This window comes from Sporosarcina saromensis (assembly GCF_054901285.1).
This window is the reverse complement of the sequence record NZ_CM142738.1, coordinates 3,666,834-3,693,746: the sequence shown is the minus strand read 5'-3', so window position 1 is coordinate 3,693,746 and position 26,913 is coordinate 3,666,834. Positions and strand designations below refer to the sequence as shown.

Sequence of the window (26,913 nt, the reverse complement as noted above, 5' to 3'; positions counted from 1 at the left end):
TCCTTTTATGAATGAAGGGCAGGCACTTATTTGTTTATGCTTAATATCTAATCTCCCATTGTCTCATCTTCTGAATGCACATTTATTGACGTGGCTGTTAATGTAGAACTGTCACTACCGAGTGCCTGAATGGAAATGTGATCATGGAAAATCCGATCTCCGAAATCCCAAGTGATGGACCAACCATCGCTGCCATCAATGTCATAACCAATGAGTTCTCTTTCACGCCAAGTTCCTGTTCCCGTTGGCGCTATCCAAAACAGCATCGTATCCACATGTTCTGCTTCCACTGAAATGGTCATTGAATGTGAATCTTTCGGAACGATGACCCATCCATGTTTTTCTTCAAAATCTGTTCGAACCTCTAAAATTTTTGGTAATGGCAACTGGACTTCAGTTGGAACGGTTGACGCGTCTGCACGTTCAAGTGGTTCGTTCTCACTGGTACACGCAGAAAGGGTCAAAATAGCCCATGCAGTCAACAAGGCGAAATTCTTTTTCATTGGAACCTCCATGCCGTTTGTGATTGGTTGTTTCGTTTGGAATTTTATTATGCGTCCAAATAAAGAGTTTGTGTCTAATTATTCCGATTATGTTCAATTGTAACATATATTAATAAAGGTAGCGCATGTTGTCCTAGTATAAGCTGTTTTAATTGAATACCACCTAAGTTTACTCTAAAGTATAAATTATTGAAATATTTAAGTCGATTTTTACAAAAATAGGGGGATACTCGATGGTTGATCAAAAAGATATATTACTAGATTTATTAACAGTACATTCAGCTTACGACGTACAAGCGATACAAAGGACAGGTGATTTCACATTCCTCTCTAAATTATCGGGTCTTCCACAAGTGTGGAAACTGAATGAAAACGATGAGCCCATCCAATTTATTCATGCGCATGATCGCGTTCAAAGTGTCTATCATTCACCAAGTGGTGATAGAACCGTCGTTGGAATAGATCGTGAAGGAAATGAAAAGCAGCAACTTTATATTGTAGGAGCAGCAGGTGGAGCGCCTGAAGTGCTTGTGGAGTCAATGGAACACTTTCATCACTGTGGTGGGTGGTCACCAGATGGCAGATACATATCCTATTCAAGCAATCGCCGGTCTCCAGGCTATTTTGATGTGTTTGTAATGGACGTCGATACAAAAGAAGTGAAGCAAGTTTTTACGCACAACGGAAATTGCATTCCGCTCGGATGGGTGGATGAACAGACACTTTTCGTCAATGTGAAGGAAACGAATATTGATAGCACCATTCATGTTGTTTGTCTACAAACAGGGAATCATTATCAAATTGGCGATCATGACGTGCTAGCGCGTTATGAAGCTCCCGTTATGAAAAAAGATGGAGACGTAGGTTATGTCCTTACAGATGAGAATGAAGAAACGTTGTATCTTAGCGCATTTTCAATAGATGAACCTGATGAACTTACAAAATTGCTTCATTGGGATTCTTGGGATATAGACGCAATCAGCTTAGCCCCAAAAGAGGATGTACTAGCATTTTGTCTGAATGAAGGAGGAATGACGAAGTTAGGCATGTATAATACGTCCGCAGGTGAATGGGAATGGGTAGAAAATACACCGAATGGTGTCATCGGATCGATGTCTTGGCGATCAGAGAATGCTTTATTATTTACGCTGAAAACACCAACCGTGACTGGAGATGTATGGGAATATGATCGATTGAGTGGAACAGTAAAAAGGTTAACGTCTATCGGGAAATTTGAAACATCTACAAATTTGGTGGAGCCGGAATTATATACTTATAGATCTTTTGACGGGCTCCAAATCCCTTATTTTATGTATCATCAAGGGCAGCCCGACAATAAACCTGCAATCATCTACGTACACGGAGGACCAGAAAGTCAGACAAAAGCAGAGTATAACCCGATTTTTCAATTTCTTGTGTACCAAGGTTTCACAGTCGTAGCACCAAACATTCGAGGTAGCAAAGGATATGGTAGAAGCTATATAAAGCTTGACGATGCAGATAAGCGATTGGACGCTGTCGCCGACTTGGCGAGTTTAGCGAAGGAATTAACGGATACTCATCAAGTTCTTCCGAATAAAATCGGCATTATGGGACGAAGTTACGGTGGTTTCATGGTATTGGCTGCTTTGTCGCATTATCCAAATTTATGGGCTGCTGGGGTAGATATTGTTGGAATGTCTAATTTAAAAACGTTCTTACAAAATACAGGTGAGTGGAGAAGGGGTTTAAGAGAGTATGAGTATGGTTCTCTAGATGTGTACAGTGACTATTTTGATAAAATAGCACCTATGAATCTTTCTGAGAACATTACTGCTCCCTTACTCGTTTTCCACGGCAGAAATGACTCGCGTGTCCCTGTGAGTGAAGCGGAACAACTTGTACAAGATCTTGAATCTAGGGACCGAGACGTAGAGCTACTTGTATTTGAAGATGAAGGACACCAAACTTCCAAAATTGAAAATCACGTAGCTTTACATACCAAAACGGTTCAATTTCTTAATCGCCACTTGAATCAAAACTGAAATTTGTGAGAGGAAGGCACTTGCTTCGCTGAACAAGTGCCATCTTTTTCGTCCTGCACCCTCAAAAACACCTTCCTATAAAACAAACAGGTCTACCTCCCCTCTCTCATTAATACAGTAGTAACAAAGCACTCACCACGGAATCTACTAAATAATGGAGGGGACATATTGAAATGTGTTCATTGTGGGAATGAACAAGCGAACGCGGGTTATTGTTGGAAGTGTGGAACGCCACTGGGCAGGTCGAGCACAACTACTTCCAGTCAACTCGCTGTACCACATGACGAACGAACAGGGGATGGCCAGATTGCAAAAGTGAACGCGACCATTCAATTCGATAAACTTAAAAAACAAGCCAATCAATACAAAGAATATTTCTTTGCACATGTGAAACACCCATCCATCAGCTTTTCCGGACAACAGCTTGAATTTATCAATGGCATCATCTCTCTTTTTCTATACGCGATTCTGTTTGGTTTGGCGACGTTCATGGCTATTCAAGAGACGTTGCAACAATCTTACGGCAACATGGAAGTGCTAGGTATGAACGAATACGGCAGCCCATCCACCTTTTCAGTCTTCTTTACCGTCTTTCTCTTCGTTGTCGTTTGCATGGCAGTCGTAATCCTTGCATTGTTCATTGCCAATAAATTGTTCGGTCCGGATGATTCAGGTAAAAAGATGTTGATCGTCTATAGCGCTCACACACTTCCCGCAATCATCATAAATCTTGTTGCTTGCGGCTTGCTATTCGTAAATTCAGGGTATTATGGCAGCCTCCTGCTAGTTGCTAGTCTTTTCTATGTGGTCATGCTGGCGCCAAGTTATGTCGTAAGTGTTCTCTTATCGAAGCACCCTAAAGCTGTAGACCCCGAATATGGATTTACCGTTTTTGCCCTGTTACTTGTTATCGCATGTAACGTGCTCTACCGTGTGTTGGAAGATTCAGCCATTTATAGCTACTTGGCAAGTTTATGGCAACAAGTATCGTAACTAAAAAATACAGGAAGGGTAGACGCCTTCTTGTATTTTTTATTGTGCTTCTTGAAGATCTTTAATTCGCTTAAAATGTCTATTGATCGCCTAACGAACTAAACATAATTATCGAACTTTTTACACATTCTTTACACCACCTCCATACGCCGTTGACAATCAATCTATACAATTGGGTTGATTGTTTAATAGAGGAGGAGTTGTGGTGGTATTGAAAAAGAAGTCCATGCTTTCGGCCGTCTTGGCAAGTAGTTTAGTATTCTCTGGGCTAGCGCCTTATGCGGTCATTCAAGCGGAGTCTTTCTCAGATGTTGGAAGTAGTCAAGTTGCGCAAGCAAGTTACCCACAAGTACTTATAACGGAGCTTTTGCCGAATAGTGTCAATGTACCCGGTAAGTCGGCAGATGCTTTTGAGTTCATTGAGCTGTATAACAATCGAAGTGAATCGATTCAGCTTAGCGACATTAAGCTGGTGTACGGCTATCCAGACGGTCGTGCCATGGATTGGCAGTTCATTGAAAACAAAGAGATCCTTCCAGGTGAAACGATGGTCGTATGGGTGAAAAATGACAACAACGCTCATCTTACGAATTCGGACTTCAATGAGGCGTTCGGCACAACAATACCCGATGCTCAACTAACGTATGTAGAAACAGCTGGTATGGCGAATACGGCAGAGCGGACAATGTCAGTTGCAGACCAATCCGGTATGATTTTTACGACGGTCCGATACACGAAGGATCAAGTAGTGGAAGATAAAAGTATTCGTTACCGATTAACGGCAGACGGGACAGGGACAGAAGCATATCCGGAACTAACTGCTCCGAATCCAGGAACTGTACAGGCGGAACAGCTTCCTGAGGCCCCGGTCGAAGTGGATGGAGAACTTCCTGTCATTACGCATACACCTGTCCAAACAGCGGATAGCGCTCAACCATTGTCGATTGAAGCAGAGGTAACGGATAACATCCATGTACAAGCTGTTAAATTGTTTTATCGATCTGTCAATGAAGGCGTTTGGCTGGAGAGAGAGATGAACCGTACAGCTGGTGATAATTTTGCGGTGGAAATCCCTGCTGAGGAACTGTATACAAAACAACTGACGTATCGGATAGAAGCGTTTGACGGGCAGAATACAGCTTCCACAAGTGAATACACAATCCAGATTGAAGGACAGCCATTTGATCCTCAAGCAGTTCCTACACTATTAGTGACCGAGCTCGTGCCTGATTCGACGAATGTCGGAAGTTTGGATGGGTATGAGTTCATCGAAGTCTATAATAACTCCTCACAGGCTATCAATTTGAATGATTATACAATTCGATACCGTTATACAATGGAAGGTCCTCAAGCAGACTTGCTTTGGATGCCTGAAGTGAAAGACCTCATCCTTCCATCTGGTGAAACGATGGTATTTTGGGTCATCAACAGTGCCAATGGGGCAAAGACAGTAGAAGATTTCAATGCGAACTATGGTGTGCAATTGACGGAAAACGTGGATATCGTCAAGTTGCATGTCGGAGGAATGGCGAACAGTAGCCCGCGTGGATTAGCCATTGCTACAAATGCAGGTGAAGACATTTCGGTTGCTTCTTATTTCGATGATCCGAAAGTCGATGACACGCAACCGGATAAAGGAATCCAATATACATTCCCGCGAGAACCTGGGAATAAGGAAATGAAAAAATATAGCCCTGGGTTGGAGCCTGCAACACCGGGTTCGGTCGCGACGGTTCAAGTCCCTACAGTGAAGGTGCAATTGCCGGTTGATACACAACCCCCTACGATGGAGGATTTGACAGCAAAAGGGACTGTGTCAGACAAGCAGAATGTGACATTGACGTTTGACGCGCAAGACGATCATTCTGTGAAGACTGTCCAATTGTTTTACAAGACAAAAGAAGAAGATGCATTTCGATCTGTGTACTTAACGAAAAACTACGACACGAAGTTGTTTACACATAAAATTTTCTCTCCTGAGTTGCTTGGAAAGAAAAGTTTGCACTATTATGTGTCCGTATCGGACGGGACGAATGTAGTGGACTCCCCACTTACGACGATTGCGATTGAGAATGAATCATATGATGATATCGGTTTGAATATCGGAGAGGGAGCATTCATTCGAGAGCAAGTGTTGTTAAAAGCATACGGGCATGATGCATCGCTATTGATTGACAATGAAGACGTGACAGCAGAAACATTCGCTGCATTACCAGGACAAGCGTATTTCGCGTTTGACGTGAAGAAAGTGAACTTATATTTTAAAAACGGCGTGACAATTGGAGACGAAATACTCCATATTTTCGACGATACGATTAATACGTATCAAACACTTACGATACCTGTTGACCCAAAATATTTTACACCTGAAGAGGCGACGAAAATTGCCATTCGATCAGGTACGAAAGTGTCACCGTTCGATCCAGAATCAGAGGAAAACCGAGATGACTTTTATGTGAAAAATGTACGGCTTGTATTGGAAGACGGAACTACTTTATATGATCCGGTCTATGCTAATACTGAAAAAGAACTGTTAGTTGGAGATGGAAGCGGTGCGAAAGAGGCGTTCGAATTTGCATTTACGATTCCTGCAGAAAAGTATACGGCAAAAGCGTACCGTTGGGATACGACCGCAGTACAAGATGGGGCGCATGTCATCGAAGCGAAAGGATCAATTCCTGCAGTTGCAAATGTTATCGTCGATAATGTTGCGCCGACCATAACCCCTTCCATTGAAGAAGGCAAAACGTACAAAGGTGAATTTACCATACGTGCAGAAGTGACGGATGAGCATTCTGGTGTCTCTTCATTAACGGCAACACTAGATGAACAAGAAATCACGTTGCCATACGAAACATCTTCTGCAAAACTAGCAGCTGGTGCGCATAGCGTTACGTACAAAGCCGTCGATACAGCAGGGAACGAAGCGGAAAAAACTATTCATTTTACAGTCGTTGAGGAAAAACCTTACGTGCCAGAACCGATTGCCCCAAAAGATGGAGCAATTGAAGTAAACCCTGATGGCGTGACATTGAAAGTACAAGTAGCCGATCCGACAGAAGATACGCTTGACGTCGCATTTTTCGAAGGCTTTGAGATCAGTGCAACGGATGAACAAATGCTTGTATTTGAAAATAGCAGTGATACGGAACCACCGAAAACGATGATTCCGGCAGGAGAGGTTGTTGTTTCGGACAAAGAAAAGCTTGCAAAAGTAGACGGTGAATACATCGAAACCTCTTCAATGGACCAATTCCCGTACCACAGATTTGAAGTGGAACTCGATGAGCAAGTGTCCGAGAATGATGAAATTGTCCTGAACTGGGAAGGAAAGTCCCATATTGGTCGGAAAGTGTCCATGTATGTTTGGAACAACGTCATCGACAAATGGGAACTGCGGGATTGGAAGATTGCTAAAGATGCATCCAATTTTAAGTTGACAGGCAGTGTTGTGGGGAATGATTATATCCTAGATGGGAAAGTGCAAGTCCTCGTTCAAGACGAAATCGCTCCAACTACGGAATTCGATTATTCATTCATCTGGATGTCGGATACACAATATTATGCTGAGAGCTATCCGTACATCTTTGATCGAATGACAAAATGGATTGCGGAAATAAAAGATGAATTGAACGTAAAGTACGTGTTCCATACAGGTGATCTTGTCGATAAAGCACACGAACCCATTCAATGGCAACGTGCCGATGAGTATATGGGAACGCTTGAACAAGCGAATATTCCATACGGCGTGTTGGCAGGAAACCACGATGTCGGCCACAAGACAGGTGATTACGATGAGTATGGTAAATATTTTGGGGAGCAACGGTTTAACGGCAAAGACTATTACGGTGAGTCGTATAAAAACAACCGTGGACATTATGATTTAATCAGCGCAAATGGCAATGACTTCATCATGGTGTACATGGGATGGGGTGTGAATGATGAGGACATCGCGTGGATTAATAAAGTATTAGCGGAAAATCCGCATCGGAAAGCGATTCTATCTTTCCATGAATACTTGCTCGTTTCAGGGAATCGTAGCCCAATTGGCGATCAAGTGTACGAAGAAGTTGTGATGGGTAATCCGAATGTTATTGCTGTATTATCTGGACACTATCATGATAGTGAAACATTAATCGATGAAATTGACGATGACGGCGACGGCATTGCGGATCGGAAAGTGTACCAAATGCTGGCGGACTACCAAGGGGGACCTGAAGGCGGGCAAGGCTTCATGCGTCTGTTGAAAGTGAATCCGCTTGAAAATCAAATCCATGTTCAAACGTATTCTCCATATTTGGATCAATACAATTACTACAATCCGGTTGATTATCCAGGGAAAGATGAATTTACAATCGACGTAGATTTGACACCCGTTGAGAAGTTGGTCGCTACGGATTTCTTCGAAGTGGAAGTGTTTACAAATACGGAAATTGGCACAGATACAGGAATTGAAAACGGAGAAGTGGCACAGGCAAATTGGACGAACCTCCTCCCAACAAGTAAGCATGGCTGGTATACGAAAGTGTCAGACGCATTTGGCGGAGAAGTCCGTTCAGGTGTTTGGTCGTTTGTGACGGGACAGAAGGAAGTTGATAATGGCGACGATAACGGAAATGTGATTGTTCCAGAATTGCCGCCAACTGATGGGGAAACCGTGCAAGTGACAATGGATAGCGTGCAAAAAAGTGAAAAAGCGTGGAAAGTGACTGCTTCAAAAGAGGCAGATATGAAATGGCAGATGACGGATGAAGTCGTCAAGGCGGCACGTGAAGCGAATGTTCCAGTCGTTTTTGAAATGAAAAAAGGCCATGCAGTGACGTTGCCAGTAGATGTGTTGCAAGCTGTAAAAGATGAAAAAGTGACTGTAGAGCTGGCCGTTAAAGAAAAAATGGATGACACTGCAAATGATGGACAAGCAACAATTGTAAAAACAGCTGGTAACAAAGCAATTTCTGTACAAACTTCTGGCGACTTCTCTAGTACTGGGAAGGCTACAAGCATACAAGCCGCGGAAAAGTCTGATGAGGTAAAATTGCTGAGTGACGTGCTAGATGTTCGTGTAACAATTGGCAATAAACCGGTGAACCTCGCTTTACCGATTCAGCTAAAAGTAGAAGGTGCGTTGGATCGTAATCAGGCAACGGGAGCGAGTTGGAGAGATGGCAAATGGGCATATGCTGGTGGAACAGAGAAAGCTGGAACGTGGACCATGCATACTTCACCATCAACAGTAGCAGTCGTATCGAAAACGCCAAACTTCAAAGATACGCAAGCACATTGGGCGAAAGAAGAGATCGATTCGTTATATGCCCGTCTCCTTACGCAAGGTAAAACAGAAACGATGTTTGCTCCTGACGCTCAAGTGAGTCGTGCTGAGTTTGCTGTCCTCTTAGCAAGAGTTTTCCAGCTTCCATTAGAAGCGTACGAAGGGAAGTTTACGGACGTACCAGCTTCCAAACAATGGGCGGCACAATCCATTGAGGCGGCACATCGAGCAGGAATTACACTTGGAAAACATGACGGTACATTCGATCCAGATGCAAACATTACACGTGAACAAATGGCCGCAATGCTCGTCCGTGCGATCAAAAGCGAGCGACCTGAATTGTTGAAGGGTGATGCTGCTAACATTTCCTTCAAAGATGAGCATTTGTTTGGTCATTACGCAAAAGATGCTATTCAACAAGCGGCATCAGTTGGTTTGATTAACGGTCGTTCCAACGGCAAGTTTGATCCGAAACATACGGCGACACGTGCAGAGACAGCGGTTGTTCTGTATCGGATGCTCGATTTATAAGTAGCAAACAAGCCTCTGTGGAGAATTTTCCGCAGAGGTTTTTAGGTATGGAGGAGACGAGCAGTTTCGTAGGGATAGGGCAATATATTGAATCAGTACGGTATTATTCAACGAAAAGTGGTCCGTGGGTAACTGGCCTTCTGAGAATTCGTTTGACGCGCTACATGCATTTTACAAACTTTGGGTTGGGTGTGGAGGGATATGCGGTGTTATTGAGATGTATGCGGATTTCTCGGTAGTTATGCGGCGATTGGGAGAAGTATGCGGAGTTCTAGGGGGCTTATGCGCCGTTTTGGAAGAGTATGCGGATTTCTCGGTGATTATGCGCCGTTCGGGAGAAATATGCTGTGTTTGAGGTGGATGAATTGAATGATTAGATAGGCATATGAATGAGTTCACTCAATTCCATAAAAGACCTATCTATTCTGCAGTGAGTAGACTATAATTTTACTAGTTGGTTGGTTTAATTTTCCTTATCTAAAAGGTTGTAGGAATAGAGGTGAGACGTTTATACAAGCGATTAGGATTGTTTGTAGCTTTTCTTACTAATAATGTTCGAACACATTAGGTAGACGACCTCTTTGTGAAGAGGCAACGTGAAATTTAGTTGAATATAAAGGAGCGTATTATGAAGATACTTAAATCATTGTTTGTCCTATTGTTAGGAAGTTGTTTATTTGTAAATTCGGTTGGAGCACAGTCGTTCAGGGATGTGCCAAGAGATCATTGGGCAAAAGATGAGATTCGTTTTCTAACGGACAAGCGTGTCATCAAAGGGTTTTCTGATGGTTCATTCCAACCGATGAAGGTTTTGACGAGGAAAGATGCATCGGTTATGTTAGTGCGTGCACTTCAACTGCCAGCAGAAAAACAACCTTCTGTGAAGCCGTCGGATTTGAAGTCTACGATGGGTGGATATGCTGAAATGATGGTTGTTGCGAATCGAGGCATGTTGACGATTGAGGGTGGTCGTTTTCATCCGGATCGGCCTTTGACACGCGGAGAAATGGCGAAAGCTCTTGCGGTTGCTTACAAGTATAAAGGGGCTGGAAAATCGATTTTTAAAGACGTGTCAAAAAGTAATGCCTACTATACATACATTGATGCCATTGCTGAAAATAAGATTACAACGGGTTATGTGGATGGCAGTTTTAAACCGACTGTTGCTGTCAACAGAGCACAATTTTCTACGTTCTTGAAACGTGTTTACGATCAACCGCATGCATTTACCGTTAAAAAGGCCGGCAAAGTTGTAAAGACTTTTACCTCTTCGGATGAAGCCATTCGTTATGCTGTTGGAATCGAAAATGCTACTGTGCATCCAGTGAGCAATTCATTAATGCGGTATGAGCAGAAACCTGCGGATTTAAAAACGGCTACTAGTATGAAAAATGGTGTGCTCATCTATAGTGGAGCTGAGAAAGAAAATTTTGCCCCTGAATTTTTTAATCCGTATTTCAACAACGGTAAATCCAACTTGTTCGATACGTTTGTTGTTCTCGGTAGAATGTATCCGGGAGGCGAGTTTCAAGAGACGTCTAAAAATCAAGCGAATTATAAAGAGTGGAACTGGTTTGCCGACAAGCTCTTCTCAAAACAAGGACCACTACATGCTCTGAATGAGGCGGCACGTTCAGCAAATCAGAAAGCGAATGTCTATATTGCGATTCCTTATCCAAAGCGTAATGGAGCGATTGTTGATTTGAATGGCAAGAAGGTGTCAAATACTTTGGCGGCTCGACAGCAGCTCGTGAATTGGTACATGACGAAAGTTGAGAAACAGTGGCAGCAGGCGGGCTATAAGCATCTTTCGTTCACGGGTTACTATTGGTTAAATGAAACCGTCATACACGCAGAAGATGAGCAACTTGTAACAGATACGGCTACTGCGATTCATAAAAAGAAAAAGAAGTTCATTTATGCCCCACATGCACGCACCACAAATTTTGAGAAGTGGAAGTTGTATGGTTTTGACGGTGCGTATTTGCAGCCGAATACATTTCGGTTGAATTTAGGTGATCCGAAGGCGCGGTTGCATAAGGCTTTCTTGGAGGCGCAAATAAAAGGAAGTAGTATAACACTTGAGATTGATACGTATTCCCCTCATCAAATGGATGCCGGGTTAAAGAATTTCGAGACGTATTTAGCGTTTGCGGAACTTTATGGATTAAAGGGGCAAAGTTTGTTGTTGTATCAAGGGGTCGATATGGTTTACAGAATGAATCATTATAAACAGGAACCTTATAAAAAGGCGTATGATCAATTGAGTGCTCTTTTAGAAAAGTAACGTCTAATGCAAAGCGATTTGAAGAGTTCCTTTGCTCGTTATGAACTCTTCATTTTTTTTATTAGTAATGCTAGCAACTGCCAATAAAATTCCTCCGTACCCCTTTCAAATAAAATTCAATACGTTATACTTAAATGCGTAAACAACGATTATTGTAAATGACCTTTGAAAGGAACGTTAACATGAAAACTTATGCTGGACGGATAGAGAAAGATTTTATCGGGGAGAAACAAGTACCCGATAACGTGTACTATGGTATTCAAACGCTACGTGCAACGGAAAATTTCCCGATTACGAATGAGCGCATTCATCCACAAATGATTCGTGCCATCGGTATGGTGAAAAAGGCTGCTGCCATTGCAAATTGCTCGGCGAATGGATTGGCTGAACAAATTGGTCATGCGTTAGTTTGCGCGGCACAAGAAGTGATTGACGGGAAGTTGAATGACCAGTTCATCGTGGATCCGATTCAAGGCGGGGCAGGTACGTCTGTCAATATGAATGCAAATGAAGTTATTGCCAATCGTGCACTTGAAATGATGGGGCACGCAAAAGGGGATTATGCGTTCATTAGCCCAAATAATCACGTTAATATGTCCCAGTCAACGAACGATGCATTTCCAACAGCCATTAAAATAGCTGTACATACGCTTGTGAATGAACTTCTCGATACAATGGAGGAGATGGTAGACGAACTGCGTGTGAAAGAGCAGCAATTCGATTTGATCATTAAGATGGGCAGAACGCATTTACAAGATGCCGTTCCGATTCGTCTAGGACAAGAATTTGGAGCTTACCGCCGTGTTGTTGAACGTGATATCGAACGGATTTCACGGACACGCATTCATCTTGCTGAAATTAACATGGGTGCAACAGCAGTCGGAACTGGACTTAATGCCAACATGGCGTATATTGAGAAAGTGGTTGAACAACTGCGTGACATAAGCGGGTTGCCATTACAATCTGCAGAACATCTCGTGGACTCTACCCAAAACACGGACGTCTACACAGAAATTTCAAGTGCATTGAAAATTTGCATGCTCAATATGTCCAAGATGGCGAACGATTTACGTCTTATGGCTTCAGGCCCACGTGCAGGCTTCAATGAACTCAACTTGCCTGCAAGACAACCAGGCTCATCGATTATGCCGGGTAAAGTGAACCCAGTCATGGCGGAAGTCATTAATCAGATTGCCTTCCAAGTAATCGGCAATGACCATACAATCAGTTTAGCGTCTGAAGCTGGCCAATTTGAATTAAATGTCATGGAACCAGTGCTTGTCTACAACTTACTGCAATCCTTGACAATCATGCGGAACGGATTCAACGTTTTCCGTGAGTATTGCTTAGTCGGTTTAACAGCAAATGAAGCGCAGATGCAAGAATACGTTGAACGGAGTATCGGGACAATTACAGCGTTAATGCCGTATATCGGTTACGAAAAGTCGTCCCAACTCGCACGCGAGGCGTTTATTACAGGAGCACCAATACGTGAACTATGCTTGCGTTACGAAGTGCTAACGGTTGAGGAGCTCGATAAACTACTCGATCCCCATCGGATGACGGAAATTCAACGTGAGAGAGAAAAAGTAAGTCAATAAATAAAAGAAGCACCAGCCTCTTCGTCAAAAGAGTCTGGTGCTTTTCGTTAGTTCGTTTTTCCAGCTACTTTAAATGGTTCAATCGGCATTTCTAGTACTGGAATGGGTTCTTTCGCATTCACGGATGACAAAAACCCTTCCGCTTGCATTCTACGTACAAATTTCTTCAATTCAATTTTCATCATGATGATTTCCATGTCCCTGAAGTCGATCGCATTTCGATGATCTAGTGCCATCCTCACACACTTCCCTTCTCCTATTTTTAATGTAGTCCATTTATCGTGAAAAAATATTGTGTAATTTATATCTTTTGTTCCTTGTGTAAAGTATAACATGTTTGATTCTGTAGCGGTTTACAAGCAAGTTGGGACATTTTTTTTCGAAAAGGGCATTTTTTATCGTTTTTTCTAATATATTTCCCAACATTTCATGGTATGATAGATGCAACCGATGATTTATGATAATGAAGAGAGGGAAGGGCGATGAAAGTAGGACATGTGATTCGTGCCGAACGGGTGCGGCAAAACATGAAACAAATTGTTCTTGCAAAAGGAATTTGCACGCCTTCTTACTTATCAAAAATCGAGCGCAACATGATCAATCCAAGTGAAGAAGTCGTCGAGCTGCTAATGGATCGGCTTGGAATGGATTCTTCAAAGTTTCGTTCTCCTGTTGAAAGCGATTTTGAGCAGAAGTTTGCGAAACTATTAAAAGATACGTATCGATCAGTCATTACAAAACGTGATAAATCCTACACAAAAGAACAACTAGATCTATTAGTTAATGAAAACCCTGTATTCTATGATCAATCACTCTATTATACTTACCTACTCATCGTTTTTCGTTTTCGATTGATTCTAGGGCAAGAAATTGAACAAAGGTGGAATGACCTAGACGTTCTAGACGAATTTACATCAAATTTCGATGATCATCAAATGTACTTGTACACATTGAATAAGGCATTGCTCTTCTACTCACTTGGCAAGCTTGGTGAAGCGATTGAGTATTTTGAAAGAGTTGTAGAAATTGTTGATGCGATTCATCTTGAAGATTGGGAAAAAGCAGAAATAGACTACATCTTGGGTGTTGCATATACAGCTGATATTCGGATTTTTCATTCCATTGAATATATCCGTAAAGCGCTTACTTATTTTAGGGAACAGTTTGCAATGAAAAGGGTTTTAGAGTGTTATGTTCTTTTGGGAATAACTTATAAAAAGACTGAACAGTACCAAGAAGCTTTTGATGCATATTCAAAAGCAAAACAACTTTGTGAGGATTTCAATTTAGAAGATGAGAAAGGTTTAGTTTATCACAACCTAGGCAGTCTAAATTCTTTACTAGGTAATAGAAATGATGCAATTAAATTTTACTTGATGAGTATGGAGAGTAAAGAATACATTAAAAATCCTTACATTACAATTTACTGCTTAGTTGTCGAATACTCCAAATCAAGAGAAATTGACAAAGTTATTGAGTGGACTAAGAGAGGCATTACTTTATTTGAAGAAAGGCAAGAGCATCGCCATATTACCTATTATTACCACTTGAAATTCTATCAGTTTCTATATTGTGAAGAGAAACCCAATGTTGAGAGTGCGATTGAAATAATAGACTATTTTAAAGAACTTGATGACTACAGAAATGTACAAAAGTATTGTACAGCACTAGCTGAATGGTACTATATGAACAGGAAATATAAACTATCTTCGATTTACTTTAAAGAGGCGAATCGAAATAGTTATATTTATAAAAAGATCGAAAGCTGGGAGGATATATAATGAAAAAGATTATTGCGGTTCTATGTTTATTAACAGTATTTACATTTACTTCTTTAAACCAACAAGCGCATGCTAGTCATGATAGAGTACCTGATATCATGAGCATTAAAACAACTTCAATTTCAAAGTAAGCATGTAGACCAAAAAAACGCCATTTTCGGGCGTTTTTTTTATTTTTCAACCCTTAATTATTACAGAATCCTATTTTCTGTATAATAATAGTAATGAGTGGTAAATTTATGAAATAATAATCGTTATAATGTAATAGTAGGTATTGCTTGTTACTAGATTTGACAGCATTTATAGCGGTTTTTTCACAACAATTGCCAGAAACCATTCAAGGTTCACTCTCCATCATTCGCCTTATAACCGTCTTACTCTTCTCTTGTTAATATGTATCATAATAGTAACATACTATAGAAAGTTTAATAGTTTTATAGACCTACTCACATTATGGTGGTAGGATTTAAAGACAAACCATAGATTGCTAGAGGAGAGATTAGTAGATGATCTGTATGGAGAATACGCCTAATTTTGCAGGTGTACACCTTGCTGGTGATCGAAATGACTTTGAGTGTCTGAGTAAAGCGATACATGCAATTGTTGGGGATGAAGGGGAATTTTTAGGGTACGAGCAAGTTCGGCAACGGGTGTTAGAGTTCTGTGAAGAGATTCATTTCACTTTGGATGGCCAACGAGGCATTGCTTTTGTACCAAATGGAGTGGACAAACTTGTTGAAAAAGGGGTTCCTGTTACACCTGTTTCTCGTAAGAATGCGTATTATCACTTTAAAGTACTTTGGCCAGAAATGTTGTTCATCGGGTTTGTCATGAATGAATTTATTGAGCTATCGGCTAAGCATCGAAAACATTTTTGGGATCTGAATCCCGCTGTTATTCGGCAATTCCAAGCAGTACTTGCGTGCTGTCTAGAAAAGACAATAGGGGATAAGAAATTTCGATTGTTAAAAAGTGCGCTTACACCAACTTTCATTGGTTACTATCAAAACTATTATCCACAGTATATTGATTATTTAAATGTTGAACTACTTAAAATGCCGAAAGAGAAACGTTTAGCAAACATTAGTATCGTTGCCAAGCGTATTGCGAATAAAGACAAGAATTATATAGATTTGAAACGTAAAATTGAAACTGAGGCATTATTAGAGAAAACGTGTCCGACGGAAGTGTTGCCGTTTGAATTATGTCCTAAAGAGATTGTTTGGTAAATGAACTAGTCGATTACCCTCTTCAAGTAGAAGATGTATGGGAAGAAGTCTCTAAGGTTGCTAACTTTAAATTGGGAATAAGTATTAGCTAGCACTATTTGACTTACACAGCTCAACCTTACATAGCGTCGATTTAGAGAAGCCATCTTTCACGAGGAATTAGGGTGATTAATGCTGTAAAGTTGTAATTGGAATCTAAGACATTCTTGTTAGAATACCAAACTCCTTATTGCTATTTCAGTATATTAATAAGTTCTTAAAACGTCTCCTATGTGAGTCGTTTTATTTAAGGGGAGAATTTTTTTTGCCTGTGTGTTAAACGATAAAAAGCTAACTAACCGTTTACCTAAAGTGGTTTTTACTGTATTCTTTACTTTCAAGCAACTTAATGCAAAAGTTGTACGGTGGATAAATTAGTAAAGGATTTGAATGGGGAATGGCGCATAGTTTGCGATTGTCAAAGCGGAAAATATTTTTGACGATTGTTTTATTTCTACTTGGTTTAACGATGTTTCGGATTGGTTGGATTGTCACTCATCAGATTCCCGATCATCCTAAAGCGAAACAAGGAATTGTTGATTTGCGTGAGTGGCGTTTTGCGGAGAACGAGGCAATTACGTTAGATGGCGAATGGGAGTTTTATCCTGATGAATTTTTGCAGCCTGATGATCTCAAGCGTAGTGATAGTCAATTCATATTTGTTCCAAGCAGTTGGGACAAGACGGCGCATCTTTCTGAAGCGATTCCTGCATATGGATATGCGACCTATCGGTTAACGGTTCTTCTCCCACCAACAACCGAAAAATTGTACGGGTTACGCTTGAAGAAAGTGTTGTCTGCGACAAAAGTATTCATAAATGGTGAGCTTGTTGCATGGCAAAATGAACCGATGGAATCGGATAAAGGGCATGCAACAAAACGGGGGCCATTTACGGTCCTGTTTCCTACCGATCGCGAAGAAGTGGAATTGCTGATTCATGTGTCAAATTATGATGTGCCGTTATCAGGGGGAATTGTAGACAGCATTAAAATCGGATCTGCACATTCGATCCTTGCTGAATCAAAGAAATCCATAACGCTGCAGATTATTGTATGTATGATTTATTTGTTGCATAGTCTTTATGCTTTTTGTATTTATTTTTTGGGGAAAGGGAAATATAAAAAAGAAGTTTTCTATTATGGATTATTACTTATAGTAAGTGGTTTTTCGATTTTAATAGATGATGATATCGTTTTACAGCTGCCGATTCCAATTGAATGGGCCAACAAGTTATTACTATTTTTATTTTTGTCAATGCTATTCGTTACTGTTACATTTATTAAACATTTGTTTGCGATTTCATCACGTATATATGATGTATTAACCGTACTGTTCGCAATTCTAGTCATCGGAATACTACTCCTTCCATTCCATTTCAATTCGTTAATCATGACATTTATTGCGTTATATTACGGAATGGGTCTATTCTTTTTATTTTTTAAGACTATTAGGGCTGTTTCAGCTGGTTTCCCAGACGCAATTTTTATTTTATTATTCATCACAAGTTATTTGTCCAATGTCCTTTGGGGCACTGCGATACAGTTAGGTTTTATCGCTATTCCGTATTATCCTTTCGATTTCATTATCGCAATCATAATGATTGGGCTACTTTTAGTGAATCGTCATATCCGTGTTGCAAAGTTAAATGATCTGCAAACATTGGAGCTTCAGAAGGCGGATAAGATGAAGAATGATTTTCTGGTAAATACATCTCATGAGTTGCGCAATCCCCTTCATGGCATATTGAACATTACACATTCGATTTTATTGGACAAAAAAGAGGAGTTGTCTCCTGAAAACAGAAAAAGTTTGCAATTGCTGCTTCGAGTAGGTAAACAAATGTCGTTTACACTAAATGACTTACTGGACAGTACGAGACTAGAAGAGCAACAATTGCAACTGCATCTTCGTCCAGTCCGATTGCAATCAATCGCATCTGCAGCAATCGATATGATGGAATTTGTCATGTATGATAAAAAACTGAAGTTACGTATGAAAGTACCTGATGATTTCCCGGCTATTCGGGCGGATGAAAATCGATTGCTGCAAGTTTTGTTTAACCTTTTGCATAATGCTGTGAAATTTACAGAGGAAGGAACAATCACGTTGCGCGCCGCACACTATGGAAAGATGGCGACGATTAGCATCCAAGATACCGGTGTTGGAATTAAGACTGAATTACAAACAAGAATTTTTAATCGATTTGTCCAAATCGATGCAGGGGATTCACCAGCAGGTGGCATTGGAATTGGATTAGCGATTTGTAAACAACTAGTTGAACTGCATGGGGGAGACATCTCAGTCACTTCGGAAATTGGAAAAGGTTCAACATTTTCTTTCACACTTCCACTTGAGCAAGGTGCGGGTGAGAAAGGTAATTACGTCAATCTATCACACATGGAGAGAGAATTGCGTGTGGAATCGGAATGGGAAATTGATGAAGAACCGGTAGCTATGAACAAGCCCCACATTTTACTCGTCGATGATGATGCAGTCAATTTAAGAATATTAAGAAGGCTACTACAATCTGATTATCGTATTACAATGACAATGAATGGTAAAGAAGCCCTTCAATTCGTAGATGAGTTTGTATTCGACATAGCAATAATTGACGTGATGATGCCACATCTATCAGGTTATGAATTGACAAAGTTGATACGAAAGCGCTTTTCCCTTTCCGAATTGCCAATCATTCTGTTAACAGCTCGAAGTCAGCCAGAAGATATACTTACAGGTTATTTGGCAGGAGCGAATGATTATGTAGCCAAGCCGATGAATGCACTTTCGATGCAATCACGTGTTCAAGTGTGGACGAGTTTGCGACAAGCGATGAAAGAGCAGAGTCGTATGGAAGCTGCGTGGCTACAAGCACAAATACAGCCGCATTTTATGTATAACACGTTGAATACAATTGCTTCATTAGCAGACATTGATGCAACGAGGATGACGCGCTTATTAAATGAGTTCGGCAATTATTTACGTAAAAGCTTTCATACCCAAAATATTGAGGATGTTATTCCACTTACAGATGAATTGTCATTGACTAAATCGTATGTATATATTGAGCAAGAACGATTTGGTGAACGATTGAAAGTTCGGTGGGAAATTGATGAGGAGGAAGGATTATTCATACCCCCATTGGCACTCCAAACAATCGTGGAAAATGCAGTGAGTCATGGTGTGCTTAAGCGTGTAGAAGGTGGTACTGTAGTCATTCGAATAAAAAAAAGAGCAGACACATACTACGATGTAATTGTTGAAGATGACGGGATAGGGATGTCAATTGAACAAGTGCAACAACTGATGGGTGATGCGACGAAGGAAGAGAAAGGGATTGGGGTAGCAAATACACAACGCCGTTTAAGAAGATTATACGGTAAGGGCTTAGTGATTGAAAGTGAACGTGAAGTTGGGACAACTGTCAAATTTCAAATTCCATACATCGATTCATAACGGGTTTGTAAGTGGCTAGTTTAAGATAAAAATACCGCATGAAGCAAGAGAATCATATCTTAGCTTCATGCGGTTTTTTTGTATGGGTTTTCATTGTTTAAGAGAAGTTTAAGAATAAGGTAAGAAGACTTTAAGGGCTATTGCATAGAGTATATATGGTAGTAGAAGTTCTGTTAGATAAGGAGTGTGATGTACATTCGTAGAGTAATAGGTAGTTTGCTACTGGTTGTTGGCCTTGGTATTCTTTTTTATCCTCAAATCGAAAAAAAAGCATATCACAAAGAACAACAAGATCTATTAGACGCTTTTGAAAGACTAGGGACAATTGAAGAATCAGAGCAACCTGTAGTAGATGGTGAGGTAAAAGATGAGGTTGGAAGCACGGCGGATTCCGAGGAGGCCGATTTGTTGGAAGGGGTGACGGGACTATTACAAATTGAAAAGATTGATCTGAAAATCGCGATTTTTGATAGTTCCTCAGTTGAAGCGCTGACGAAAGGTGTTGGCATGATAGAGCCTGAAAAACAGTTTGGCATGAACAATATCGGAATAGCAGGTCATCGATCCGTCACACACGGAAAGCAGTTCAATCGATTGCGGGAAGTGGAACCCGGTGATACGGCGACTGTCGTAACGACTGATGGAACGTTTGAGTATGTCATCACCGATTCATTCGTCGTCCACCAATCGGAAGTGTCTGTTCTAGATGATCAGGAAGATCCGTTATTGACGCTCGTTACGTGCACACCCTTAGGAAGTCACAATCCACCTTATCGATTAATTGTCCAAGGCAAACTTGTAAATGGTCAAGGTGAGAAATGACATTGGCCATACAGGATGGATACGGGTACAGGAAAGAGGGAGAATGGATGAAATGAAGAAACTATCAATTTTTGCATTATTTCTACTGCTCATCGGTCAAACGATTTTAGGACCAATTTCGATGGTGCATGCAAGTGAAGCTGGCACTTCCACGCAGTCATTTATGGTTATGGAACGTACGGCAACGACAGCAGGTGACAGTTTTACACACGATTCCACAATACAACTTCACTATGAATGGAAAGTTGAAGGAGACGTTACTGAAGGACAGTCGTTCTCATTGCCGTTTCCTCAACAAGTACAGGTGGATCAGGCAGCTGGCGTATGGCAAGATGATGACAATGCAATTGCCTATTCTATTTCTGATGGATTGTTAACGGCCCGTATTCAAGGCCAGCCATCAAAACAATTTGGTACGCTCATTGTGTCTGGGCACTTACATGCGGAAGCAACAAGCTTTGTGTTTGCGGGTGTAACGTATGAAGTCGATGAACAACAAACGAATGAGCCAAAAGCGGATACGGAAAATTCAACAGAACTCGGCGAAGAGCCTCCTGGAGAAAGCGAACAGCTTGAACCTGGAGCAGAAGGAACTGGCGGCGAAGAAGAAATGCCAGTTGACGGTTCAGATGAAGAGACGCTCACTGGTGAAGAAGATGAGCAGTCGACAGTGACCGAAAATGTTGAGAACGAGAGTTCAACGGAAGCTGATCAGACAGAGACTGCTAAGCCGACAAATGCAGGAGTCATTACAGAAAATATCTTGACCGATGTTGACGTGACATACGAAGATTCCAATGAGCAACCTGTGGATGAAGTTGATCAACAAACCGTGATTGGTGTTCACTACAAGTGGGCATTGGAAGTTGGTCACGGGTATAAAGCCGGAGCGACATTCACGTTTCAGTTACCGCCTGAATTGAAAGTGCACAACATTGTGGAATCGGAAGAAATACGTGATCAAACCGGTGAACTAATGGGATGGTTTACAGCAGCATTAAATGGTACTGTGACAATCGAGTTTACTGACTACATTGAACGTAAATCCGATGTTAATGGACAAATCGGCATTTGGACCGAAATTAGCGAAGAAACAATTATCACCGGAGACAAATTGATCATCACGCCGATAGAAGGGAAAGCGTCACTAACAATTCCTCTTAACTTCCAACCAGGTGGAGCAGCAATTGAGAAGCAAGGGACGCCAAATCGGGTGTACAACGGTGAAACCATCACATGGACGATTGATGTGAATAAAAACTTAGCTTCGTTAACGAATGCACAAATCATCGATCCGATACAAGCCGGACTGGAACTGAAAGACGGCTCAATGAAGCTTTATCAGTTGAACACAAAGTGGAGCGGAAAGGTCGAAGTTGGGGCCGAATTGCCATTAGATTCCCGAACGTTTCCGGTTTTGCTGGGCGATATTGACACAGCCTACCGACTGGTGTTTGAAACTACCGTAATCGACGAAGATGCAACAGAGTTCTCAAACACTGCGACGTTGACGGCAGATGGAAAAAAGGATCAGCAAGCAACAGCTTCCGTTTCCATTCAACGCGGCAAACCGCTTGCAAAACGAGCTAAAGCGTATAACAAAGCGGATCAATCCATTGAATGGGAAATACTCTACAATTATAATGAGAAAAGCATTCCTCAATCTGAGGCAAAACTAACAGACTTTTTTACGAACAGTCAAGAATTGCTTGGTGATTCACTCTCGGTTGAGGAAGTAACGATTAATCCTGAAACAGGTAAGGAATCCGGCTCTACGAAATTTACAAACTATACCTTTACCGACCAATCCAAAGCAGGTAAAAATGGGTTCGTATTAAGCTTTAATCATGATATCGAAAAAGCTTACAAAATTACGTACAAAACGAAGTCAATTGATCGTGTATATGAGGATGCGACAATTGTGAATGAAGTCGCAGCGGGTGATGATGATGTAGGCGACGTCGTCGGTCAAAAGATCAGTCCGCAAATTTTAGTTAAATATGTTGGTACACCTGACTATAAAAAGAAAGAAATTGGCTGGACGATTCGTGTCAACAGAGACCAACATACGATGAAAGAGGTTGTCGTTACCGATACATTTACAAATGGTGGTCTAACGTTTATGGCGGACAGTGTAGCAGTAACAGAAGGCGGCAAAACTGTACAGGCTTCAGATTATACGGTTGTGGAAACGAATGACGGTTTCACCCTTACTTTCCACCGTACAATCGAAAAAGAGGTTTACATCCGGTATAATACGAGTTTTGATTATGAAGCGAGAACGGACAAAACAAAGGAACTCCTTGAGAATCGTGTGGAGCTCGACTGGAAAGATGCTGCTGATAAAGATCGTACCCTTACAGCAAAAGCCGCGTTTAAACCTGATGCATATACAAAGTCTAATGGTTTTAAAAATGGTTCCTACAACGCGATTACAAAAGAGATCACGTGGGAAATCGGTGTGAACTATAACTTGCAAACGCTAGAAAATGCAGTCGTTGAAGACACGTTTGACGGGAATCAAAAGCTGTTAAAAGATTCAATTACGGTGTATAAAATGTCGCTGACTGGCGGCGAAAATGGAGTGGAACTAGGGGAAGCAGTTGAAGGAGTCGATTATGCCATTTCCTATCCATCCGAGAAACAATTTAAAATTACGTTTACCAAACCAATTAGTGAACCGTATAAAGTCGTTTACAATACGTCAGTGGATGAAGTCTCACTTGTAGCGGAAACCTATAACAATGCGGCAGCCTTAAAGAATAACGATTCACAACAATGGGAATTGAATGCAGCCGTATCGGTCCCAAATGGTGGCTCGTACATCAATAAATCAGGTGAGCAAAATGGTAAGATTATTGATTGGAAGATAAACATCAACTTCGCACAGTCTACTGTTCATAATGCGAAAATCGTTGACACCCCAGATGGCAACCAAGTAATTCTACCGGATTCGTTCACGCTGTATAAAACGCTTGTCGCTGAAGATGGCTCTGTAAAGAAGCAAGGGGAAATGGTAGAAGGGAAAGATTACACCCTTTCATTCACAGAAAATCCGGATACGTTTACGCTTACCTTTACGAATGTCATGAATGAACCGTATATTCTCGAATACCAAACGCGCATTATTGCAGCAGTTGGTACGGCGATCAATAACGGCGTAGAATTCAGTGGTGAGAACATTACAACGGAATCAGGTTCTAGTGAAACGTTTACAGTTAAGCGGACAGCTGGAATGGGTACCGGAACTGGTGAACTCGGTCAGTTAACGGTCATTAAAAGAGATGGCAGTTCCAATGCGCTTCTAAAAGGTGCCAAATTTGCACTCGTTGATAAGGAGAGCAAAGCGACAGTAGCAAGCGGGGAAACAAATGAAAATGGTGAAGTTGTCTTTGATAGACTTCTATATGGAGACTATCTATTAAAAGAGATTCAAGCTCCTGTCGGCTATCTAGCAGCTGAGGATCAAACGATTACAATTGACACGCCTTTTGAGAAGGATAATGCTGATAAACCAGGCAACAAAGTAACTGTCAATAATACGAAGCTTGTATATGAAGTTCAGCTTAAGAAGATTGGCGAAGATGGGAACGTACTTGCTGATGCTGAGTTCCAGCTTCAAAAGCAAGATGAGAACGGATTTATCATTGTGAGAGACCGACTTGTCTCGGACGATAATGGATTAATTACTGTAACAGGCTTGGATCCAGGTAGCTATCGGTTTGTGGAAACCAAGGCACCACTTGGCTATCAGCTTCTTACAGATTCTAAAGGATTCACAATTGAAGAGGATGCAACTGTCCGCAAAGAAGTTACTGCAATGAACATTAAAAAAGGTTCAGCATTATTGAAGAAAGTAGATAGTGTTGACGATACGATTGTCCTTTCAGGTGCTGAATTTAAGGTGGTAGATGAAAACGGCAATATCGTTAGAGAACTTGTCAGAACAATGGAACAAGGTGAAGCGGTTGTCCAAAATCTTGATCCGGGCACGTATTATTTCATTGAAACAAAAGCCCCGGAATTTTATCAATTAGACAACACGCCGATGGAATTTGTGTTGGAAGCCGGCTCGTCCAAAAGCGTCCAAGTAGTAGCGAAAAACACGCTCATTCCACGCGATGTTCAGCTACTAAAGATTGACGAGAAAGATGAAACAAAGACATTAAGTGGAGCGACGTTTGAATTACAACACGACGATGGAACACTCATCTCGACGCATACGACAAATGCTGAAGGAACGATTCTAGTGGAAAATCTAGCGCCAGGCACTTATCAATTTGTGGAAACCGAAGCGCCGGATGGCTATGAACTGAATGCTGAGCCAATGAAGTTTGCAGTGGAAAAAAGTGAAGTGGAACCTGCTGAAATGTTGACAGTACGTATGAAAAATACAGCAATACCTGGAGATGTACGTGTTAAAAAAGTGGACGGAGCGAACGGTAATCCATTAGCAGGCGCTATTTTCAAAGTAGAAGATGCTATGGGTACCATTCATGCTGAAAACCTCATAACAGACGACAATGGGCTAGTAGATGTGAAGGGGCTCTATCCCGGCAACTATAAGCTCGTTGAAACAGCAGCACCTGCTGGGTATGTGAAGCTTCGAACGGCAATCGAGTTTACTGTTGAAGTTGGTCAAACAGAAATCTTGGAATTGACGGTTGAAAATACGAAAGAAAGTCCTGGAGGATGGTTCCCGCCACCGATCGATCCACCGACAGATCCACCAACAGACCCTGAAGAGCCAGGCAAACCAGGTGAGCCAGAAGATCCAGGTGAAAAACCAGAAGAACCAGGCGAACCGGAAGAACCGGGTCAACCAGGTCAACCAGAAGAACCAGGTGAACCTGAGCAACCGACACAACCCGATGATTCGGAAGTAGAAGGCGATTCAGGAGATAAAGAACAACAAGAAAAGCCAGGAGAACCAGGAGAACCTGGAAAGCCATCACAACAACCAGATGATTCAGGTGTTTTAGGTGCGGGTGGTGCAAAGCTGCCACAAACAGGAGAAGCGTATCCAATCGGTACATTTACAGCTGGAATTGCTTGTATCTTACTTGGTGGATGGTTGTTACTCAGAAGAAAGAAATCAAAAGTGTTTAAGTAACTGTAGCTGAGTGAACGAATTCTTAACGTGCTAATCAATCAGAGATGGTCTTGTTGGATTGCTTAATTTCCATGAAACTGCGTAAAACCATTGTGAGTACAAATGGTATTTACGCAGTTTTTATTGTGTAGAGGTAAGCTGAAGGTTGTAGGCATTTGTTAAACGTCCTATGCTCAGTCATCACTTGCGCTGTATAAGTGTTTTGTAAGAACTATTAAGTAGTCTATAAGGAAGAGACTATACACTAAAAAAAGTACTGTTTGGCATCGTTTAATGGTAGGAAAAAACAAAAAATGCACAAGTTTTTGTGATTAGTACATAGGAACGTCAAGAGAGGGGGGGGATTTTGAACGTACAAGAATATATGACAAAAAGGATTAGCGATTCGTTGTCTTTGCTTGAAGACTCCTTTTCAATTGCCCGACTTTCACGAACTGGAGAAATCATAGAAGTGAATGAGCACTTTCTGCAATTGACGCATTATACGAAAGATGATTTGTTAAGAAAGCCTTATGACAAGTTGCTTGTAAGCTTGGAAGACTTCCAGGCAGTTTTGGAAACCGTTGTAGCAGTGGACCGGTGGTACGGCCGTATGGAGCTAATTTCTGAAATTGGCGAACATAGGTGGCTTGAATCAACTTTCATCCCTATAATGGAAGATAACGGGGAGGTGAAAGAAATCGTTTCCATCCACATTGATCGGACGGCCGAGAGGAACGTGAAAAAATGGAGACAAATGGCATTTCGACATGAATTGACGAATTTGCCAAATCGACGGGCGATGTTGGAAAAGCTGGATCACTTTGTTGTCATTGGCGAAAATGGACAGTCACCGTTTGCAGTGATGTATTTGGATATTAACCATTTCAAAACAATCAATGACGTGTATGGACACCATATTGGAGATCGACTAATCATTGAATTTGGTAAACGATTAGCAGAAATGGCTTCTCAAAATGTGCATATTTTTCATCTCAGCGGGGACGAATTCATCCTATTGTTAGAAGGGCATTCTCATCTTAATGCCATTATCCAATCAATTTTCAACCGATTCGATGAGTCGTTCATATTGGATGGAAACCGATTGAATATAAGTGTAAGCATTGGCATCAGCTTATATCCAGATGACAGTTTACATCCGTCCTCCTTGTTACAACTCGCTGATCAGGCCATGTACGAAGCAAAAGCATCTGCTCAGCACAAATACCGATTTTCAAACAAGCATTTGTAAGGGATGGATTATACAGGTGTATGCTTAGTAAACGAT

At 41.3% G+C, this 26,913-nt stretch carries 14 protein-coding genes; 12 read left to right on the top strand and 2 right to left on the bottom strand.

Annotated elements, in window-relative coordinates:
• Positions 1–47: 47 nt before the first annotated feature.
• On the bottom strand, positions 48–503 hold the full coding sequence (locus ACVHUV_RS18540) for a hypothetical protein (RefSeq protein ID WP_462085607.1): 456 nt from the start codon (positions 501–503) through the stop codon (positions 48–50).
• 233 nt (positions 504–736) lie between these two features.
• Here ACVHUV_RS18540 and ACVHUV_RS18535 point away from each other — a divergent pair, with 233 nt between their 5' ends.
• The 5 genes from ACVHUV_RS18535 (at position 737) to aspA (ending at position 13,208) form a co-directional block, all read left to right on the top strand.
• Complete coding sequence (locus ACVHUV_RS18535; protein ID WP_462085606.1) at positions 737–2,527, top strand: S9 family peptidase; 1,791 nt, start codon at positions 737–739, stop codon at positions 2,525–2,527.
• A 168-nt stretch (positions 2,528–2,695) separates the two neighbouring features.
• Complete coding sequence (locus ACVHUV_RS18530; protein ID WP_462085605.1) at positions 2,696–3,520, top strand: DUF6574 domain-containing protein; 825 nt, start codon at positions 2,696–2,698, stop codon at positions 3,518–3,520.
• A 205-nt stretch (positions 3,521–3,725) separates the two neighbouring features.
• The gene (locus ACVHUV_RS18525; protein ID WP_462085604.1) at positions 3,726–9,320 is read left to right on the top strand and encodes an S-layer homology domain-containing protein; all 5,595 of its coding nucleotides are present in this window, start codon (positions 3,726–3,728) and stop codon (positions 9,318–9,320) included.
• 628 nt (positions 9,321–9,948) lie between these two features.
• Positions 9,949–11,607, top strand: coding sequence for a DUF4855 domain-containing protein (locus ACVHUV_RS18520; RefSeq protein WP_462085603.1), 1,659 nt, complete (start codon positions 9,949–9,951; stop codon positions 11,605–11,607).
• A 182-nt stretch (positions 11,608–11,789) separates the two neighbouring features.
• Complete coding sequence (gene aspA / locus ACVHUV_RS18515; protein WP_462085602.1) at positions 11,790–13,208, top strand: aspartate ammonia-lyase; 1,419 nt, start codon at positions 11,790–11,792, stop codon at positions 13,206–13,208.
• Between the two features lie 47 nt (positions 13,209–13,255).
• On the opposite strand, the gene ACVHUV_RS18510 is transcribed toward aspA, so the two are convergent.
• Positions 13,256–13,450 (bottom strand): hypothetical protein, encoded by a 195-nt coding sequence (locus ACVHUV_RS18510; RefSeq protein ID WP_317943077.1) that lies wholly within the window; start codon positions 13,448–13,450, stop codon positions 13,256–13,258.
• Positions 13,451–13,690: 240 nt separating this feature from the next.
• On the opposite strand from ACVHUV_RS18510, the gene ACVHUV_RS18505 reads away from it, so the two are divergent.
• The 7 genes from ACVHUV_RS18505 to ACVHUV_RS18475 all read left to right on the top strand — a co-directional run bounded on the left by ACVHUV_RS18505 (position 13,691) and on the right by ACVHUV_RS18475 (position 26,877).
• Entirely contained in the window at positions 13,691–14,989 is a 1,299-nt protein-coding gene (locus tag ACVHUV_RS18505; RefSeq protein WP_462085601.1) for a tetratricopeptide repeat protein, read from the top strand.
• The gene (locus ACVHUV_RS18500) at positions 14,989–15,120 is read left to right on the top strand and encodes a hypothetical protein (protein WP_462085600.1); all 132 of its coding nucleotides are present in this window, start codon (positions 14,989–14,991) and stop codon (positions 15,118–15,120) included. The genes ACVHUV_RS18505 and ACVHUV_RS18500 overlap by 1 nt, the downstream gene beginning before the upstream one ends.
• A 375-nt stretch (positions 15,121–15,495) precedes the next feature.
• Complete coding sequence (locus tag ACVHUV_RS18495; protein WP_317943073.1) at positions 15,496–16,218, top strand: DUF6904 family protein; 723 nt, start codon at positions 15,496–15,498, stop codon at positions 16,216–16,218.
• 436 nt (positions 16,219–16,654) lie between these two features.
• Positions 16,655–19,711 (top strand): ATP-binding protein, encoded by a 3,057-nt coding sequence (locus tag ACVHUV_RS18490; RefSeq protein ID WP_462085599.1) that lies wholly within the window; start codon positions 16,655–16,657, stop codon positions 19,709–19,711.
• Between the two features lie 189 nt (positions 19,712–19,900).
• Positions 19,901–20,533 carry a class D sortase gene (locus ACVHUV_RS18485; RefSeq protein ID WP_462085598.1) on the top strand — a complete coding sequence of 211 codons (633 nt, stop codon included), beginning with the start codon at positions 19,901–19,903 and terminating at the stop codon, positions 20,531–20,533.
• 52 nt (positions 20,534–20,585) lie between these two features.
• Positions 20,586–25,646: a SpaA isopeptide-forming pilin-related protein gene (locus ACVHUV_RS18480; protein WP_462085597.1), complete on the top strand. Its 5,061-nt coding sequence runs from the start codon at positions 20,586–20,588 to the stop codon at positions 25,644–25,646.
• A 346-nt stretch (positions 25,647–25,992) separates the two neighbouring features.
• The gene (locus tag ACVHUV_RS18475; protein WP_462085596.1) at positions 25,993–26,877 is read left to right on the top strand and encodes a diguanylate cyclase domain-containing protein; all 885 of its coding nucleotides are present in this window, start codon (positions 25,993–25,995) and stop codon (positions 26,875–26,877) included.
• The last annotated feature ends 36 nt before the right edge of the window (positions 26,878–26,913 follow it).

Excerpts from the sequence above, each read along its gene's own strand:
- aspA (WP_462085602.1), top strand. The coding sequence starts at position 11,790 with ATGAAAACTTATGCTGGACGGATAGAGAAAGATTTTATCGGGGAGAAA.
- ACVHUV_RS18540 (WP_462085607.1), bottom strand. The coding sequence starts at position 503 with ATGAAAAAGAATTTCGCCTTGTTGACTGCATGGGCTATTTTGACCCTT.
- ACVHUV_RS18490 (WP_462085599.1), top strand. The coding sequence starts at position 16,655 with ATGGCGCATAGTTTGCGATTGTCAAAGCGGAAAATATTTTTGACGATT.
- ACVHUV_RS18480 (WP_462085597.1), top strand. The coding sequence starts at position 20,586 with ATGAAGAAACTATCAATTTTTGCATTATTTCTACTGCTCATCGGTCAA.
- ACVHUV_RS18485 (WP_462085598.1), top strand. The coding sequence starts at position 19,901 with ATGTACATTCGTAGAGTAATAGGTAGTTTGCTACTGGTTGTTGGCCTT.
- ACVHUV_RS18535 (WP_462085606.1), top strand. The coding sequence starts at position 737 with ATGGTTGATCAAAAAGATATATTACTAGATTTATTAACAGTACATTCA.
- ACVHUV_RS18495 (WP_317943073.1), top strand. The coding sequence starts at position 15,496 with ATGATCTGTATGGAGAATACGCCTAATTTTGCAGGTGTACACCTTGCT.
- ACVHUV_RS18505 (WP_462085601.1), top strand. The coding sequence starts at position 13,691 with ATGAAAGTAGGACATGTGATTCGTGCCGAACGGGTGCGGCAAAACATG.
- ACVHUV_RS18520 (WP_462085603.1), top strand. The coding sequence starts at position 9,949 with ATGAAGATACTTAAATCATTGTTTGTCCTATTGTTAGGAAGTTGTTTA.
- ACVHUV_RS18500 (WP_462085600.1), top strand. The coding sequence starts at position 14,989 with ATGAAAAAGATTATTGCGGTTCTATGTTTATTAACAGTATTTACATTT.